Origin of the sequence: Enterobacter sp. kpr-6 (assembly GCF_900116015.1) — a bacterium.
Lineage (GTDB): Bacteria > Pseudomonadota > Gammaproteobacteria > Enterobacterales > Enterobacteriaceae > Enterobacter_D.
In genome coordinates, this window is record NZ_FOYH01000009.1 from 148,922 (window position 1) to 163,831 (window position 14,910).

The window sequence follows — 14,910 nt, forward strand, 5'->3', positions numbered from 1 at the left end:
ATCAGGCAGATAATAAAAGGATAACAGGAATTTACTGGAATCTTTCCGCGCTTGGCACGGAAAGATCGGGGAGGTTAGCGATCGCGCTGAACGGCAATATGTGCCAGCGCAATGAGTGCATCGCGCCATGGGGTGTCAGGTAAAACCTGGAGCGCGGCAATGGCTTTGTCCGCTTCTTCTTCCGCACGCTGACGCGTCCATCCCAGCGAACCACAATCGGCCATCGCTTCCAGAACAGGTTCCAGAAGATGACGACCGTTGCCTTGCTCAATGGCTTCGCGGATCATTTGTGCCTGGACGGGCGTGCCGTTACGCATTGCATGCAGCAGAGGCAGCGTCGGTTTGCCTTCATTAAGGTCGTCACCGACGTTTTTACCCAGCGTTTCGCCGTCGGCGCTGTAATCCAGCAGATCGTCAATGAGCTGGAATGCCGTGCCCAAGTACCGTCCGTAGTCCTGAAGGCCTTTTTCCTGTGCATCGGTACAGTTTGCCAGAATGCCGGAACATTGCGCCGCCGCTTCAAACAGACGCGCCGTTTTGCTGTAAATCACGCGCATGTAGTTTTCTTCAGTGATGTTCGGGTCGTTGACGTTCATCAGTTGCAGCACTTCACCTTCTGCAATGACGTTTACGGCTTCGGACATCACTTCCAGCACTTTGAGGGAGCCTAAACGGGTCATCATCTGGAAAGAGCGGGTGTAGATGAAATCACCGACCAGTACACTTGCCGCATTGCCAAAGGCAGCGTTAGCCGTCGCTTTGCCGCGGCGCATGTCCGATTCATCCACGACATCGTCATGCAAAAGTGTCGCGGTGTGGATAAATTCGATTAAGGCCGCGATAGTGACATGCGCATTTCCTTCGTAACCCACTGCTCGTGCAGCCAGCACGGCAATCATTGGGCGGATGCGTTTACCGCCGCCGCTGACGATGTAATAGCCCAGTTGGTTAATCAACTGAACATCGGAATCGAGCTGTTGCAGGATGGTCTGATTCACACCCGCCATGTCTTGCGCGGTTAACTCATTGATTTTTTCTAAATTCATCGCTAAAGCCGGGCTTTATGTCCTGTTTACCACATATCAAAATGGGATAACGAAGGGTTACGGGTTAGATAGTATTGTTGATTGTACTGAAAAAACACGCCAGATAAACGTTACCGTACACGTTGTGTTTTTTTTCTTCGTGTATTGACGATCACACTTGTCAAAGCTTCGCGTTTTGCGTAATATTCGCGCCCTATTGTGAATATTTATAGCGCACTCTGAATCACACAAAAGGTGCGCGGAAGCGGAGTTTTTTATGTACGCGGTTTTCCAAAGTGGTGGTAAACAACACCGAGTAAGCGAAGGTCAGACCATTCGCCTGGAAAAGCTGGACATCGCAACTGGCGAAAGCATTGAGTTCGCTGAAGTTCTGATGATCGCAAACGGTGAAGAAGTCAAAATCGGCGTTCCTTTCGTTGATGGCGGCGTTATCAAAGCTGAAGTTGTTGCTCACGGTCGTGGCGAGAAAGTTAAAATCGTTAAGTTTCGTCGTCGTAAACACTATCGTAAGCAGCAAGGCCATCGTCAGTGGTTCACTGATGTTAAAATTACTGGCATCAGCGCTTAAGACTAGGGGAGCAGATTTAAATGGCACACAAAAAGGCTGGCGGCTCAACTCGTAACGGTCGCGATTCAGAAGCTAAACGTCTGGGCGTAAAACGCTTCGGCGGTGAAGCAGTTCTGGCAGGTAGCATCATCGTTCGTCAACGTGGTACCAAATTCCACGCTGGCACCAACGTTGGTTGCGGCCGTGACCACACTCTGTTCGCTTTGACTGACGGTAAAGTTAAGTTCGAAGTTAAAGGCCCGAAAAACCGTAAATTCATCAGCATCGTTGCTGAATAAGTTTTTCGCGTCCCGGTAACGGATGAAAGCCCCGCAACACGTTGCGGGGCTTTTTACATTAGAAGTCCGGAAAATCTCTTGTAGGGAACGGGCATGAAGCAGCAGGCAGGCATTGGTATTCTTTTGGCACTCACGACAGCTATGTGCTGGGGTGCATTGCCTATTGCAATGAAGCAGGTGCTGGAAGTGATGGAACCGCCGACAATCGTGTTCTATCGCTTTTTAATGGCGTCTATTGGCCTGGGATTGATATTGGCCATGAAAGGCAAGCTGCCGCCGATGCGCATTTTTCGTCATCGTCGTTGGCTAGTGTTACTTGCTATCGCCACTGGCGGCCTGTTCGGAAACTTCATCCTCTTTAGCTCTTCCCTGCAATATTTGACCCCAACGGCGTCACAGGTGATTGGACAACTCTCACCGGTGGGCATGATGATCGCGAGCGTGTTTATCCTGAAGGAGAAAATGCGCGGTACGCAGGTCATTGGGGCGATCATGCTGCTCTGCGGGCTGGTGATGTTTTTTAACACCAGCCTGGTGGAGATCTTTACCAGACTGACCGATTACACCTGGGGTGTGATCTTCGGCGTGGGAGCGGCCACGGTCTGGGTAAGCTATGGCGTCGCACAAAAGGTGTTATTGCGTCGCCTTGCTTCACAGCAGATCCTCTTTTTGCTGTACACTTTGTGTACAGTGGCGCTCTTGCCGCTGGCGAAGCCTGCGGTAGTTGTTCAGTTAAGCCAGTGGCAATTGGCCTGCCTGCTGTTTTGCGGCCTGAATACACTGGTGGGTTACGGCGCGCTGGCCGAGGCAATGGCGCGCTGGCAAGCCGCACAAGTAAGCGCATTAATCACGCTTACTCCGCTGTTTACGTTGTTATTTTCAGATTTATTATCACAGGCCTGGCCCGATTTCTTCGCCAGACCGATGTTAAACCTTATGGGTTATCTCGGTGCGTTTGTCGTGGTTGCGGGCGCAATGTATTCCGCCATTGGTCATCGCCTTTGGGGTGGCTTGCGCAAGCGTGAAGTGGTTGTCACTTTACCCCGCTCAGGCGAATGAGTAACGGAGAGTAAAATGAAGTTTGTTGATGAAGCTACGATTCTGGTCGTGGCAGGTGACGGTGGTAATGGCTGCGTAAGCTTCCGCCGTGAAAAATACATCCCACGTGGCGGCCCTGATGGTGGTGACGGTGGTGATGGCGGTGACGTCTGGCTGGAAGCGGATGAAAACCTGAATACCCTGATTGACTACCGCTTTGAAAAGTCTTTCCGCGCTGAGCGTGGTCAGAATGGTCAGAGCCGTGATTGCACCGGGAAACGCGGCAAAGATATCAGCGTTAAAGTGCCGATCGGTACCCGTGTTATCGATCAGGGTACGGGCGAAAACATGGGCGATATGACCAAACATGGTCAGCGCCTGATGGTGGCGAAAGGCGGCTGGCACGGCCTCGGCAACACCCGTTTTAAATCTTCCGTTAACCGTACTCCGCGTCAGAAGACGATGGGTACGCCTGGCGAGAAGCGCGACCTGCAACTGGAACTGATGCTGCTGGCTGATGTCGGTATGCTGGGTATGCCAAATGCCGGTAAATCGACCTTTATCCGCGCAGTATCTGCGGCGAAGCCGAAAGTTGCGGATTATCCGTTTACCACCCTGGTGCCAAGCCTGGGCGTGGTGCGTATGGATAACGAAAAGAGCTTCGTGGTCGCTGACATTCCCGGCCTTATCGAAGGCGCTGCGGAAGGTGCCGGTCTGGGTATTCGCTTCCTGAAGCACCTTGAGCGTTGCCGCGTCCTGTTGCACCTGATCGACATCGATCCGATTGATGGATCCGATCCGGTTGAAAACGCGCGCATCATCACTGGCGAGCTGGAAAAATACAGCGAGAAACTGGCTGCGAAACCGCGCTGGCTGGTCTTTAACAAGATCGACCTGATGGACAAAGCGCAGGCTGAAGAGAAAGCGAAAGCTATCGCCGAAGCTCTGGGCTGGGAAGAGAAGTTTTATCTGATTTCTGCGGCAAGCCAGCAGGGCGTAAAAGACCTGTGCTGGGATGTGATGACCTTCATCATTGAGAATCCGATTACTCACGCGACAGAAGAGAAGCAGCCTGAGAAAGTCGAATTCATGTGGGATGATTACCATCGCCAGCAGCTTGAAGAAGCTGAAGTGGAAGCGGAAGACGACGAAGACTGGGATGACGACTGGGATGAAGAAGACGACGAAGGCGTCGAGTTCATCTACAAACGTTAATCTTAAAAGAACCCCGGCTAAAGTGCCGGGGTTTTTGTTTCTGGATTAGTTGTTCTGATAAATATCTTTGTACAGGCGGCTTTCAAATCTCACCAGCGGAATACGGCGATTACGCTGATCGGCAGGTTCTACCGCATAGCCGGAAAGATACTGTACGAACGCCATACGCTGACCGCTTGCGGTAGTAATAAAGCCCGCCAGGTTATACACCCCTTGCAGAGAGCCTGTCTTTGCTGACACTTTGCCATCCACGCCTGCGGCATGAAGCCCCGCACGATACTGCAACGACCCGTCGTAGCCCGCCAGAGGCAGCATAGAGATAAAGTTAAGCTCAGTATCATGCTGGGCAATATATTGCAGCACCTGCATCATGGTGGCAGGCGAAATCAGATTATGGCGGGAGAGCCCTGAACCATCGACGACAATGCTGTTACCTAAATCAACGCCCGCCTGCTGACGTAAAAGCTGACGAACTGCATCTGCGCCCGCGCGCCAGGTGCCCGGCACGCCAAAGCGCTCGTGACCAATGGTGCGGAATACGGTATCGGCGATCATGTTGTCAGATTTCTTCAGCATGATTTTCAGCAGGTCATGCAACGGCGCGGACTGTTTGCTGGCGAGCACCGTTCCCGGTTCATTAACCAGCGTCTGGCGTAGCAGCGTGCCGGAATACGTAATCCCCGCCTGTTTTAATTCATCTTTAAGGATCGCACCGGCGTAGCTTGCGCCATCCTGGATGGCAAAGGCCAGCGGCAATGGGTCAGCACGCTGCGTCATACAGCCTGTAAGCGTGAAGCGGTTTAAATCACCCGGCACCACGTCCAGTTCGCAGTACTGGCCTTCAGCGCTGCCACGGGCGAGCGTACGCACCTGGCTGAACATATTCACCGGGTAGTAGGAAGCCACGCGGATGAACGCCAGGTCATTGGCTTTGGGCGCACTGTAGAGCGAAATAGAGAAACAGTTACGATCGATGATTGCCGCTGCGGGCGGTGCACTAAAGCATTGGGTCATGTCGTTCCACGGCCAGCCGGGGGCTTTATCATGACTGGCAAAAACGGAGGTATCGATAAGAACGTTGCCTTCGATTTGCTGCACGCCGGATTTCTTCAGAATGGCCACCATATTGCGGATATCCTGACGTTTTAGCGTCGGATCGCCGCCAAAGCGGGCTGTCAGGTCCCCTTTTAGCACGCCGTTATCCACGGTGCCTTTGCTTTCCAGCGTGGTCGTGAAGCGGTAATCCGGCCCCAGTTGCAGCAGGGCGGCAAGCGCGGTAATCACTTTTTGCGTACTGGCGGGCAGAGCCATTTGCTGGCTATGGTATTCAATGTCCGGTGCCTGAGCGCCTACCTTCTGCACCATCAGCGCGAGGTTCGCACCGTCCGGCAATTGGTTGACGTAATCCTCAACATTCGCGGCCTGGACATTCAACGCTATACTGGTGGTCAATCCGATGACAAATCTGGAAAATCGCATAATCTCGCGCTAACAACCTGGAAACAAGCCGTCATACTACGGTGCATCGCACCGGAAAGTAAACGATGACCCATAGTGAACTTCAGGGTAAAATGCGTATCAAATTGAAAAATTGCTTCTGACCTGGGGCTTCGTCTCCGGGTCAGTTTTCTTTTGCTTCTGGCCCGGCGTTTTGTCTTTTCCGGGCGGGCTAAGCTGCCGGGGCAGGTCACTGCTCCCTACAGGAATGTTCAAGAGGTATAACAAATGCAAGCTATTCCGATGACTTTACGTGGCGCTGAGAAATTGCGCGAAGAACTGGATTTTCTGAAAACAGTACGTCGTCCAGAGATCATTGCTGCCATTGCCGATGCGCGTGAGCACGGCGATCTGAAAGAAAATGCTGAATACCATGCTGCCCGCGAACAGCAGGGATTCTGCGAAGGCCGTATTGCCGATATCGAAGCCAAGCTGTCGAATGCGCAGGTGATTGATATCTCTAAGATGCCAAAAAATGGCCGCGTGATTTTTGGCTGCACCGTTACCGTCTTAAACCTGGATAACGATGAAGAGCAGACATATCGCATCGTGGGCGATGACGAAGCGGACTTTAAGCAGAATCTGATTTCTGTGAATTCGCCTATCGCGCGTGGTCTGGTGGGCAAAGAGCAGGACGATGTTGTCGTAATTCGCACACCTGGCGGTGAAGTAGAATACGAAATCATCAAAGTGGAATATCTTTAATTACGTTACAACAGGTAATATGTTGACGTATTGTAAAGAAAAGAAAAAGGCCGCATAGCGGCCTTTTATCAACTCACAGAGCGTGGCATTTTGCTCGTCTGCTTGTAGAAAACCCCTCGTTTTACACAGCTTTTGTGTTCAATTCAGGATATTCTTACCGTGGCAGCGAGATTTTACGATCTGCAGTTGGGCGATACAGTACCAGCGTTTTACCGATGACCTGTACGTTACAGGCGCCGGTTTCACGTACAATCGCTTCCACGATCAAAGTCTTAGTTTCGCGATCTTCAGTAGCGATCTTAACCTTGATAAGTTCATGGTGCTGCAACGCATGTTCAATCTCGGCCAGTACCCCTTCGGTCAAACCATTGTTGCCAAGCTGTACTACAGGCTTGAGCGGATGTGCCAGACCTTTCAGGTGCTGTTTTTGTTTAGTACTCAGATTCATCGTATATTTTTGCTTACGTTGGGATTGAAAACGGTTCATTCTACCGCCATCTCCCTTATATCGCCAAATTGCCGTGTGGAAATTTACACCATCGGCTCACGATGAACCCAGATGGAAAGTTAAATGACAGGTAAAAAGCGTTCTGCCAGCTCAAGCCGCTGGCTCCAGGAACACTTTAGCGATAAATATGTTCTCCAGGCACAGAAAAAGGGGTTACGTTCCCGAGCCTGGTTTAAACTTGATGAAATACAGCAAAGTGACAAACTTTTTAAGCCCGGGATGACGGTTGTTGACCTTGGCGCAGCGCCGGGTGGCTGGTCACAATATGCGGTGACGCAAATTGGTGGTTCGGGCCGCATCATCGCTTGCGATCTTTTGCCTATGGATCCCATCGTTGGTGTGGACTTCCTTCAGGGCGATTTTCGTGATGAATTAGTGCTGAAAGCGTTACTTGAGCGTGTTGGTGACAGCAAAGTTCAGGTTGTTATGTCCGATATGGCACCCAATATGTGTGGGACACCGGCGGTGGATATCCCCCGCTCCATGTATCTGGTAGAACTGGCGTTAGAAATGTGCCGTGATGTGTTAGCGCCAGGCGGTAGTTTTTTAGTGAAGGTGTTTCAGGGCGAAGGTTTTGAGGAGTATCTAAAGGAAATTCGCTCTCTGTTTACGAAGGTGAAAGTTCGTAAGCCGGACTCTTCGCGTGCGCGTTCACGTGAAGTGTACATTGTAGCGACCGGGCGAAAATCATAACTGGCTGTTTTCAGGCGAAAGTTTGAAAGCAACTGGATATAGAGTATCCTGACGCTGTTTTTAACACAGTTGTAATGTGAGGTTAATCCCTTGAGTGACATGGCGAAAAACCTAATACTCTGGCTGGTCATTGCCGTCGTGCTGATGTCAGTATTCCAGAGCTTTGGGCCCAGCGAGTCTAATGGCCGTAAGGTGGATTACTCTACCTTCCTGCAAGAAGTCAACCAGGATCAGGTTCGCGAAGCGCGTATCAACGGACGTGAGATCAACGTTACCAAGAAAGATAGTAACCGTTACACGACTTACATCCCGGTTAACGATCCGAAACTGCTTGATAACCTGCTGACCAAAAACGTCAAAGTGGTTGGCGAGCCGCCGGAAGAACCGAGCCTGCTGGCTTCAATCTTTATTTCCTGGTTCCCGATGCTGCTGTTGATTGGGGTCTGGATATTCTTTATGCGCCAGATGCAGGGCGGCGGTGGCAAAGGTGCCATGTCGTTCGGTAAAAGCAAGGCGCGCATGCTGACCGAAGATCAGATTAAAACCACTTTTGCTGACGTCGCAGGTTGTGACGAAGCAAAAGAAGAGGTGGGTGAACTGGTCGAATACCTGCGTGAACCGAGCCGTTTCCAGAAACTGGGCGGTAAAATTCCGAAAGGCGTATTGATGGTTGGCCCTCCGGGTACCGGTAAAACGCTGCTGGCGAAAGCCATCGCAGGTGAAGCAAAAGTTCCCTTCTTCACGATTTCGGGTTCTGACTTCGTAGAAATGTTCGTGGGTGTTGGTGCATCTCGTGTGCGTGACATGTTCGAGCAAGCTAAAAAAGCCGCACCGTGCATCATCTTTATCGATGAAATCGACGCCGTAGGCCGGCAGCGTGGTGCAGGTCTTGGCGGTGGTCACGACGAGCGTGAACAGACTCTGAACCAGATGCTGGTTGAAATGGACGGCTTTGAAGGTAACGAAGGTATTATCGTTATCGCAGCAACCAACCGTCCGGACGTGCTTGACCCGGCGCTGCTGCGTCCAGGCCGTTTTGACCGTCAGGTTGTTGTCGGTCTGCCAGATGTGCGTGGCCGTGAGCAAATCCTGAAAGTGCATATGCGTCGCGTACCCCTGTCTCCAGATATCGACGCGGCAATCATTGCCCGTGGTACCCCTGGTTTCTCCGGTGCAGATCTGGCGAACCTGGTGAACGAAGCGGCTCTGTTTGCTGCTCGTGGTAACAAACGTGTTGTTTCGATGGTTGAGTTCGAGAAAGCGAAAGACAAAATCATGATGGGTGCGGAACGTCGCTCCATGGTGATGACGGAAGCGCAGAAAGAATCGACGGCGTACCATGAAGCAGGCCATGCGATTATCGGTCGTCTGGTACCGGAACACGATCCGGTGCATAAAGTGACGATTATTCCGCGTGGACGCGCACTGGGTGTGACCTTCTTCCTGCCGGAAGGCGATGCTATCAGCGCCAGCCGTCAGAAGCTGGAGAGCCAAATCTCCACGCTGTACGGTGGCCGTCTGGCTGAAGAGATTATCTACGGCGTAGAACATGTCTCTACCGGTGCATCGAACGACATTAAAGTCGCGACAAACCTGGCGCGTAACATGGTGACCCAATGGGGCTTCTCCGACAAACTCGGTCCGCTGCTGTATGCAGAAGAAGAGGGCGAAGTATTCCTGGGCCGTTCCGTGGCAAAAGCGAAACATATGTCTGATGAAACTGCCCGTATCATCGACCAGGAAGTTAAATCTCTCGTTGAGCGGAACTACAATCGTGCTCGTGAAATCCTGAATGAAAACATGGATATTCTGCACGCGATGAAAGATGCGTTGATGAAGTATGAAACCATCGACGCACCGCAAATCGACGATCTGATGGCACGCCGTGATGTGCGTCCACCAGCAGGTTGGGAAGATCCTGGTACGAGTAATTCAGACAACAGCAATGGCACCCCTCGCGCGCCACGTCCGGTTGATGAACCACGTACGCCGAATCCGGGTAATACCATGTCTGAGCAGTTTGACGACAAATAAGCCTTCCGCTGTAAACCTGAAACCCTGGAGCTTGCTCCGGGGTTTTTTCTTATTCAGTTCACCTCATTGTCAAAAGGGATAATTCATGAAGCTTTTTGCTCAGGGATCCTCACTTGATCTGACTCATCCACATGTGATGGGTATCCTTAACGTAACGCCAGACTCGTTTTCCGATGGCGGTACACATAACACGCTGGTTGAAGCGGTGAAACACGCCAACCTGATGATTAATGCTGGCGCAACCATCATTGATGTGGGCGGTGAATCTACCCGCCCTGGCGCGCTTGACGTGAGTGTTGAGGAAGAATTATCTCGTGTTGTCCCTGTCGTTGAAGCCCTGGCTCAGCGTTTTGAAGTGTGGATATCGGTGGATACCTCAAAAGCGGAAGTGATACGTGAAGTGGCACGGGTAGGGGCGCACATCATTAATGATATTCGCTCACTCTCAGAGCCTGGCGCGCTGACTGCGGCGGCTGAAACCGGTCTGCCAGTGTGTCTGATGCATATGCAGGGCGATCCTAAAACGATGCAGGTTGCGCCAAAATACGATGATGTTATTACTGACGTTACCCGCTTCTTTATCGACAATATTGCTCGTTGCGAGCAGGCGGGGATCGCAAAAGAAAAATTGTTGCTCGACCCGGGATTCGGTTTCGGTAAGAATCTGTCGCATAACTACGCGCTGCTTGCACGTCTGTCAGAGTTTCATCAGTTTGATTTACCGTTGCTGGTGGGGATGTCACGTAAATCGATGGTCGGCCAACTTCTCAACGTTGGACCATCGGAGCGCCTGAGCGGCAGCCTGGCGTGCGCCGTTATTGCGGCGATGCAGGGTGCACATATAATTCGTGTTCATGATGTAAAAGAAACGGTTGAGGCGATGCGAGTGGTCGAAGCTACGCTGTCAGCGAAGGGAAATAAACGCTATGAGTGATCGTAAATATTTTGGTACAGATGGTATTCGTGGTCGCGTGGGCGACGCGCCGATTACGCCTGATTTCGTTCTTAAACTGGGCTGGGCAGCCGGTAAAGTACTGGCCCGTCACGGCTCACGTAAAATCATTATCGGTAAAGATACTCGTATCTCAGGTTATATGCTGGAGTCTGCTCTTGAAGCCGGACTGTCAGCGGCAGGGATTTCCGCGTCCTTTACCGGGCCGATGCCTACTCCCGCAGTGGCTTACCTGACGCGTACTTTCCGCGCTGAGGCAGGGATTGTCATTTCTGCATCCCACAACCCGTTTTATGACAACGGGATTAAATTCTTCTCTATCGACGGTACCAAGCTGCCGGATGAGGTTGAAGAAGCCATTGAAGCCGAACTGGAAAAAGAGATCAGCTGCGTAGACTCGGCTCTGCTGGGTAAAGCCAGCCGCATCGTTGACGCCGCCGGCCGATATATCGAGTTCTGTAAAGGGACGTTCCCGAACGAACTGAGTCTGAAAGCGTTGAAGATCGTGGTGGACTGCGCGCACGGCGCAACCTATCACATCGCCCCGAATGTATTCCGCGAACTCGGTGCAAATGTAATTACGATTGGCTGTGAGCCAAACGGCGTCAATATTAACGAAGAAGTGGGCGCGACGGATGTGCGTGCGTTACAGGCGCGCGTCGTAGCGGAAAAAGCGGATATCGGTATCGCCTTCGACGGTGATGGCGATCGCGTGATTATGGTTGACCACGAAGGTAATAAAGTCGATGGCGATCAGATCCTCTATATCATCGCGCGTGAAGGCCTGCGGCAGGGGCAACTGCGCGGTGGCGCGGTCGGCACGCTGATGAGCAACATGGGGCTGGAACTGGCGCTCAAACAGCTGGGTATTCCTTTTGCACGTGCCAAAGTTGGCGACCGTTATGTGCTGGAAAAGCTCCAGGAGAAAGGCTGGCGCATCGGTGCTGAAAACTCAGGTCACATCCTGTTACTGGATAAAACCACGACCGGTGACGGCATCGTGGCAGGCTTGCAGGTTGTCGCAGCGATGGTGCGTAACCACATGACACTTCACGATCTGTGCAGCGGCATGAAACTCTTCCCCCAGATTCTGATTAACGTGCGCTTTACCGCTGGGAAGGGCGACCCACTTGAAGACGAAACGGTCAAAGCAGTGACAGCCGAGGTTGAAGCCGCGCTGGGTAATCGTGGCCGCGTGTTGCTGCGTAAATCAGGTACTGAACCTCTGATCCGCGTGATGGTGGAAGGGGAAGACGAAACGCAGGTAACGACCTTTGCGACTCGCATTGCCGATGCAGTAAAAGCGGTATAAATGCTTTATTAAGTGTTTAAAAAGGCGGCATTTGCCGCCTTTTTTCTCGCCCGCCAGCACGCTTTTGCTGTTTTTTTCCGCACTTGATACAATGCGCTGAAATTGCCCTTGCGAAGCCCATTCGCTTTGGTTAGTATTCACACCCGCTTCAGTGGGAAAAGAAATTTAATCCTGCTTTTGGTCAGAAGCTAATGTTACGCGGCAACCCCGCAAGGAACAGGTTGATTATGTACGAAGCTCTTTTAGTTGTTTTCCTTATTGTGGCAATTGGCCTTGTTGGTCTGATTATGCTGCAGCAAGGTAAAGGCGCTGATATGGGAGCCTCCTTTGGCGCAGGCTCATCTGCTACGCTGTTCGGTTCAAGTGGTTCTGGTAACTTCATGACCCGTATGACGGCTGTATTAGGTACCCTGTTCTTCATTATCAGCCTGGTGTTGGGTAACATTAATAGCAACAAAACCAACAAAGGAAGCGAGTGGGAAAATCTGAGCGCACCAGCACAGACTGAGCAAACTCAGCCAGCTGCTCCGGCTAAGCCGACCAGCGATATCCCGCAGTAAGTATTCAGTACCGAGGTGGTGGAATTGGTAGACACGCTACCTTGAGGTGGTAGTGCCCTAACGGGCTTGTGGGTTCGAGTCCCATCCTCGGTACCAATATTCCGAAAAAAAGACATCGCAAGATGTCTTTTTTTTCGTCTGTTGTTTGCCTGGTGAAGGGTAAATGCCAGATCAAAAAAGGGCGCTCAATGCGCCCTTTTTCTTTTTAGTGGGTGTTACTTTTTATCGTTATGTTCCAGGCTGTCCATCTGCGGTAAACCGGTGCTGGCAGAAGAGGAAAGTAGGCCCGTTTCCACATAGTTGATTAACTTCGCACGGGTGTCGGTAATGTCCAGATTACGCATCGTCAACTGACCAATACGATCGTCCGGGGAGAATACCGACTCGCCTTTTTCCATCGTCAGACGTTCTGCCTGATAGGTCAGATTATCAGACACGGTATTCAGGATGGAATAATCATTACCACGGCGCAGTTCCAGAGTTACTTCGCCGGTAATCGCACTGGCCACCCAGCGTTGCAGCGCATCACGCAGCATCAGCGCCTGTGGATCGAACCAGCGACCCTGATACAACAATTTACCTAACTGACGACCGTGGGCGTGATATTGCTCAATGGTGTCTTCGTTATGAATACCTGTCAGTAAACGCTCATAAGCAATGTGCAGTAGCGCCATACCCGGAGCTTCGTAAATGCCACGGCTCTTCGCTTCAATAATACGGTTTTCAATCTGATCGCTCATGCCCAGACCGTGACGACCGCCAATGCGGTTTGCTTCCATCATCAGCTCGACATCATCACTGAAGGTTTTACCATTCAGCGCAACGGGGTAGCCGCGATCGAAACGGATAGTCACTTCCTCCGCAGGGATCTTAACGTTCTCGTCCCAGAATTTGACGCCCATGATCGGGTTGACGATTTTCACGCTGGAGTTCAGGAATTCCAGATCTTTGGCTTCGTGCGTCGCGCCCAGCATGTTGGAATCTGTGGAGTAGGCTTTCTCAACCGACATCTTGTAATCAAAGCCGCAGGCAATCATAAATTCAGACATTTCCTGACGGCCACCGAGCTCGTCAATGAAATCGGTATCGAGCCACGGCTTATAAATTTTCAGTTCCGCATTGGTCAGCAAACCGTAACGGTAGAAACGTTCAATGTCGTTGCCTTTATAGGTGCTGCCATCACCCCAGATGTTAACGCCATCTTCTTTCATCGCAGCGACCAGCATCGTGCCGGTAACAGCACGACCCAGGGGAGTGGTATTGAAGTAGGTCAGACCGCCGGTAGTGTTGTGGAATGCGCCACACTGGATAGCCGCAATACCTTCTGCAACCAGCTGCTTACGGCAGTCGATCAGGCGAGCATTCTCAGCGCCATATTCCTTAGCACGGCGAGGGATCGCGTCATAGTCATCCTCGTCGGGTTGGCCCAGATTTGCGGTGTAAGCGTACGGAACCGCACCTTTCTGGCGCATCCACAGCAGGGCTGCGCTGGTATCTAGGCCTCCGGAAAAAGCAATGCCAATACGTTGTCCAACCGGAAGATGCTTGAGAATCGTCGTCATAAAAAAATCCCTGCTTAATATATCTGGGTGAGAGACTTAGCAGCCACGCCATGATGTTATGCCATACACAGTGAGCACTCACTGCTTAGATGTTCTTCGCTATTGCATGTTTATGCAAAAATAGTGAGTTTTCATTTAAACATCTTTTAGCGACAACCGAAAGAGAAGAGTGAAGAGAACGTTAAAAAAACTGTGTAAAATGCTCAGTGGCAGGGCACAGATGACAGATTAGGAGATTCATAAATGATGACAGGCTGCTCCGCTGCGCTATTCAAATAAACGCGTGGCGCATATGACGGTGAGTGTATTTTTCTTTTAATGCCGTCCCGATTGCTGTAAGCGGTGGTTTTTACTTGAATGAATAAAATCAAATGATTATAATGCCCGTCTTACCAGTCGTTCCCGGTGTTTACACCTGTCTTAACTTGCATTTATTGCACGATCGGCGTAGTATTTGCCACGTTTCAGGCGCGGGGTGGAGCAGCCTGGTAGCTCGTCGGGCTCATAACCCGAAGGTCGTCGGTTCAAATCCGGCCCCCGCAACCAATTAAGTGCATTAAAGAAAGATTACTCGATAGCAGAGTAAAGACGGACGCGGGGTGGAGCAGCCTGGTAGCTCGTCGGGCTCATAACCCGAAGGTCGTCGGTTCAAATCCGGCCCCCGCAACCACTTTCCCTTAGTGTTCTTTTTCAAATATACTGTGGAGACTTTATGCCTTCATCGTTAGATTTGAAAAAAATACTTTCGGAAGGTTCTCCAGGCCGCATTTGCGGCTATAGGGTTCAGTTATCTAAAGCCCCGATTTATCGGGGTTTTTTGTTATCTGACTACAGAATAACTGGGCTTTACGCCCTTTTTTTATGTCTTGGGGGTGGGTTTGTCCACATTAGAGCAAAAATTAACAGAGATGATCACGGCACCAGTTGAAGCACTGGGTTATG

Annotated in this window: 14 protein-coding genes, 3 tRNA genes and 1 pseudogene; 14 read left to right on the forward strand and 4 right to left on the reverse strand. The window is 51.3% G+C overall.

Features of this window, described 5'->3' with window-relative positions; translation table 11 throughout:
* Positions 1-74: 74 nt before the first annotated feature.
* A complete protein-coding gene (ispB, locus tag BM373_RS18370) occupies positions 75-1,046 on the reverse strand; it encodes an octaprenyl diphosphate synthase (protein ID WP_090464752.1) in 972 nt (323 codons plus the stop codon).
* Positions 1,047-1,302: 256 nt separating this feature from the next.
* Here ispB and rplU point away from each other — a divergent pair, with 256 nt between their 5' ends.
* The 4 genes from rplU to cgtA all read left to right on the forward strand — a co-directional run bounded on the left by rplU (position 1,303) and on the right by cgtA (position 4,145).
* On the forward strand, positions 1,303-1,614 hold the full coding sequence (gene rplU, locus BM373_RS18375) for a 50S ribosomal protein L21 (RefSeq protein ID WP_062774179.1): 312 nt from the start codon (positions 1,303-1,305) through the stop codon (positions 1,612-1,614).
* Between the two features lie 20 nt (positions 1,615-1,634).
* Positions 1,635-1,892 (forward strand): 50S ribosomal protein L27, encoded by a 258-nt coding sequence (gene rpmA / locus BM373_RS18380; protein ID WP_002434222.1) that lies wholly within the window; start codon positions 1,635-1,637, stop codon positions 1,890-1,892.
* A gap of 93 nt (positions 1,893-1,985) precedes the next feature.
* Positions 1,986-2,951 carry a DMT family transporter gene (locus tag BM373_RS18385; RefSeq protein WP_090464755.1) on the forward strand — a complete coding sequence of 322 codons (966 nt, stop codon included), beginning with the start codon at positions 1,986-1,988 and terminating at the stop codon, positions 2,949-2,951.
* 15 nt (positions 2,952-2,966) lie between these two features.
* Positions 2,967-4,145, forward strand: a complete 1,179-nt coding sequence (gene cgtA / locus BM373_RS18390; RefSeq protein ID WP_090464758.1) for an Obg family GTPase CgtA — start codon at positions 2,967-2,969, stop codon at positions 4,143-4,145.
* 45 nt (positions 4,146-4,190) lie between these two features.
* Here the strand turns inward: cgtA and dacB are convergent, their stop codons facing one another.
* Positions 4,191-5,624 carry a serine-type D-Ala-D-Ala carboxypeptidase gene (dacB, locus tag BM373_RS18395; RefSeq protein ID WP_090464761.1) on the reverse strand — a complete coding sequence of 478 codons (1,434 nt, stop codon included), beginning with the start codon at positions 5,622-5,624 and terminating at the stop codon, positions 4,191-4,193.
* Between the two features lie 246 nt (positions 5,625-5,870).
* Between dacB and greA the strand changes: the two genes are divergently transcribed.
* Complete coding sequence (gene greA / locus BM373_RS18400; protein WP_090464764.1) at positions 5,871-6,347, forward strand: transcription elongation factor GreA; 477 nt, start codon at positions 5,871-5,873, stop codon at positions 6,345-6,347.
* Between the two features lie 154 nt (positions 6,348-6,501).
* On the opposite strand, the gene yhbY is transcribed toward greA, so the two are convergent.
* Positions 6,502-6,795, reverse strand: a complete 294-nt coding sequence (yhbY, locus tag BM373_RS18405) for a ribosome assembly RNA-binding protein YhbY (RefSeq protein WP_143102681.1) — start codon at positions 6,793-6,795, stop codon at positions 6,502-6,504.
* A 123-nt stretch (positions 6,796-6,918) separates the two neighbouring features.
* Between yhbY and rlmE the strand changes: the two genes are divergently transcribed.
* From rlmE to BM373_RS18435, 6 genes are all read left to right on the forward strand, one after another.
* Complete coding sequence (gene rlmE / locus BM373_RS18410) at positions 6,919-7,548, forward strand: 23S rRNA (uridine(2552)-2'-O)-methyltransferase RlmE (RefSeq protein WP_090464768.1); 630 nt, start codon at positions 6,919-6,921, stop codon at positions 7,546-7,548.
* 99 nt (positions 7,549-7,647) lie between these two features.
* Positions 7,648-9,582 (forward strand): ATP-dependent zinc metalloprotease FtsH, encoded by a 1,935-nt coding sequence (gene ftsH / locus BM373_RS18415; RefSeq protein WP_090464770.1) that lies wholly within the window; start codon positions 7,648-7,650, stop codon positions 9,580-9,582.
* An 85-nt stretch (positions 9,583-9,667) separates the two neighbouring features.
* The gene (gene folP / locus BM373_RS18420; protein ID WP_090464773.1) at positions 9,668-10,516 is read left to right on the forward strand and encodes a dihydropteroate synthase; all 849 of its coding nucleotides are present in this window, start codon (positions 9,668-9,670) and stop codon (positions 10,514-10,516) included.
* A complete protein-coding gene (glmM, locus tag BM373_RS18425; RefSeq protein WP_090464776.1) occupies positions 10,509-11,846 on the forward strand; it encodes a phosphoglucosamine mutase in 1,338 nt (445 codons plus the stop codon). The genes folP and glmM overlap by 8 nt, the downstream gene beginning before the upstream one ends.
* Before the next feature lie 227 nt (positions 11,847-12,073).
* Positions 12,074-12,406 (forward strand): preprotein translocase subunit SecG, encoded by a 333-nt coding sequence (secG, locus tag BM373_RS18430; protein WP_090464778.1) that lies wholly within the window; start codon positions 12,074-12,076, stop codon positions 12,404-12,406.
* 9 nt (positions 12,407-12,415) lie between these two features.
* Positions 12,416-12,502 (forward strand) — tRNA-Leu (locus BM373_RS18435).
* Positions 12,503-12,621: 119 nt separating this feature from the next.
* Here the strand turns inward: BM373_RS18435 and argG are convergent.
* Positions 12,622-13,968, reverse strand: a complete 1,347-nt coding sequence (argG, locus tag BM373_RS18440; RefSeq protein ID WP_090464781.1) for an argininosuccinate synthase — start codon at positions 13,966-13,968, stop codon at positions 12,622-12,624.
* Positions 13,969-14,437: 469 nt separating this feature from the next.
* Between argG and BM373_RS18445 the strand changes: the two genes are divergently transcribed.
* From BM373_RS18445 to BM373_RS21515, 3 genes and pseudogenes are all read left to right on the forward strand, one after another.
* Positions 14,438-14,514, forward strand: a tRNA-Met gene (locus tag BM373_RS18445).
* Positions 14,515-14,561: 47 nt separating this feature from the next.
* Positions 14,562-14,638, forward strand: a tRNA-Met gene (locus BM373_RS18450).
* A 208-nt stretch (positions 14,639-14,846) separates the two neighbouring features.
* Positions 14,847-14,910: pseudogene (locus BM373_RS21515) on the forward strand (ribosome maturation factor RimP); the annotation flags it as partial.

Excerpts from the sequence above, each read along its gene's own strand:
- ispB (WP_090464752.1), bottom strand. The coding sequence starts at position 1,046 with ATGAATTTAGAAAAAATCAATGAGTTAACCGCGCAAGACATGGCGGGT.
- rplU (WP_062774179.1), top strand. The coding sequence starts at position 1,303 with ATGTACGCGGTTTTCCAAAGTGGTGGTAAACAACACCGAGTAAGCGAA.
- rpmA (WP_002434222.1), top strand. The coding sequence starts at position 1,635 with ATGGCACACAAAAAGGCTGGCGGCTCAACTCGTAACGGTCGCGATTCA.
- BM373_RS18385 (WP_090464755.1), top strand. The coding sequence starts at position 1,986 with ATGAAGCAGCAGGCAGGCATTGGTATTCTTTTGGCACTCACGACAGCT.
- cgtA (WP_090464758.1), top strand. The coding sequence starts at position 2,967 with ATGAAGTTTGTTGATGAAGCTACGATTCTGGTCGTGGCAGGTGACGGT.
- dacB (WP_090464761.1), bottom strand. The coding sequence starts at position 5,624 with ATGCGATTTTCCAGATTTGTCATCGGATTGACCACCAGTATAGCGTTG.
- greA (WP_090464764.1), top strand. The coding sequence starts at position 5,871 with ATGCAAGCTATTCCGATGACTTTACGTGGCGCTGAGAAATTGCGCGAA.
- yhbY (WP_143102681.1), bottom strand. The coding sequence starts at position 6,795 with ATGAATCTGAGTACTAAACAAAAACAGCACCTGAAAGGTCTGGCACAT.
- rlmE (WP_090464768.1), top strand. The coding sequence starts at position 6,919 with ATGACAGGTAAAAAGCGTTCTGCCAGCTCAAGCCGCTGGCTCCAGGAA.
- ftsH (WP_090464770.1), top strand. The coding sequence starts at position 7,648 with ATGGCGAAAAACCTAATACTCTGGCTGGTCATTGCCGTCGTGCTGATG.
- folP (WP_090464773.1), top strand. The coding sequence starts at position 9,668 with ATGAAGCTTTTTGCTCAGGGATCCTCACTTGATCTGACTCATCCACAT.
- glmM (WP_090464776.1), top strand. The coding sequence starts at position 10,509 with ATGAGTGATCGTAAATATTTTGGTACAGATGGTATTCGTGGTCGCGTG.
- secG (WP_090464778.1), top strand. The coding sequence starts at position 12,074 with ATGTACGAAGCTCTTTTAGTTGTTTTCCTTATTGTGGCAATTGGCCTT.
- argG (WP_090464781.1), bottom strand. The coding sequence starts at position 13,968 with ATGACGACGATTCTCAAGCATCTTCCGGTTGGACAACGTATTGGCATT.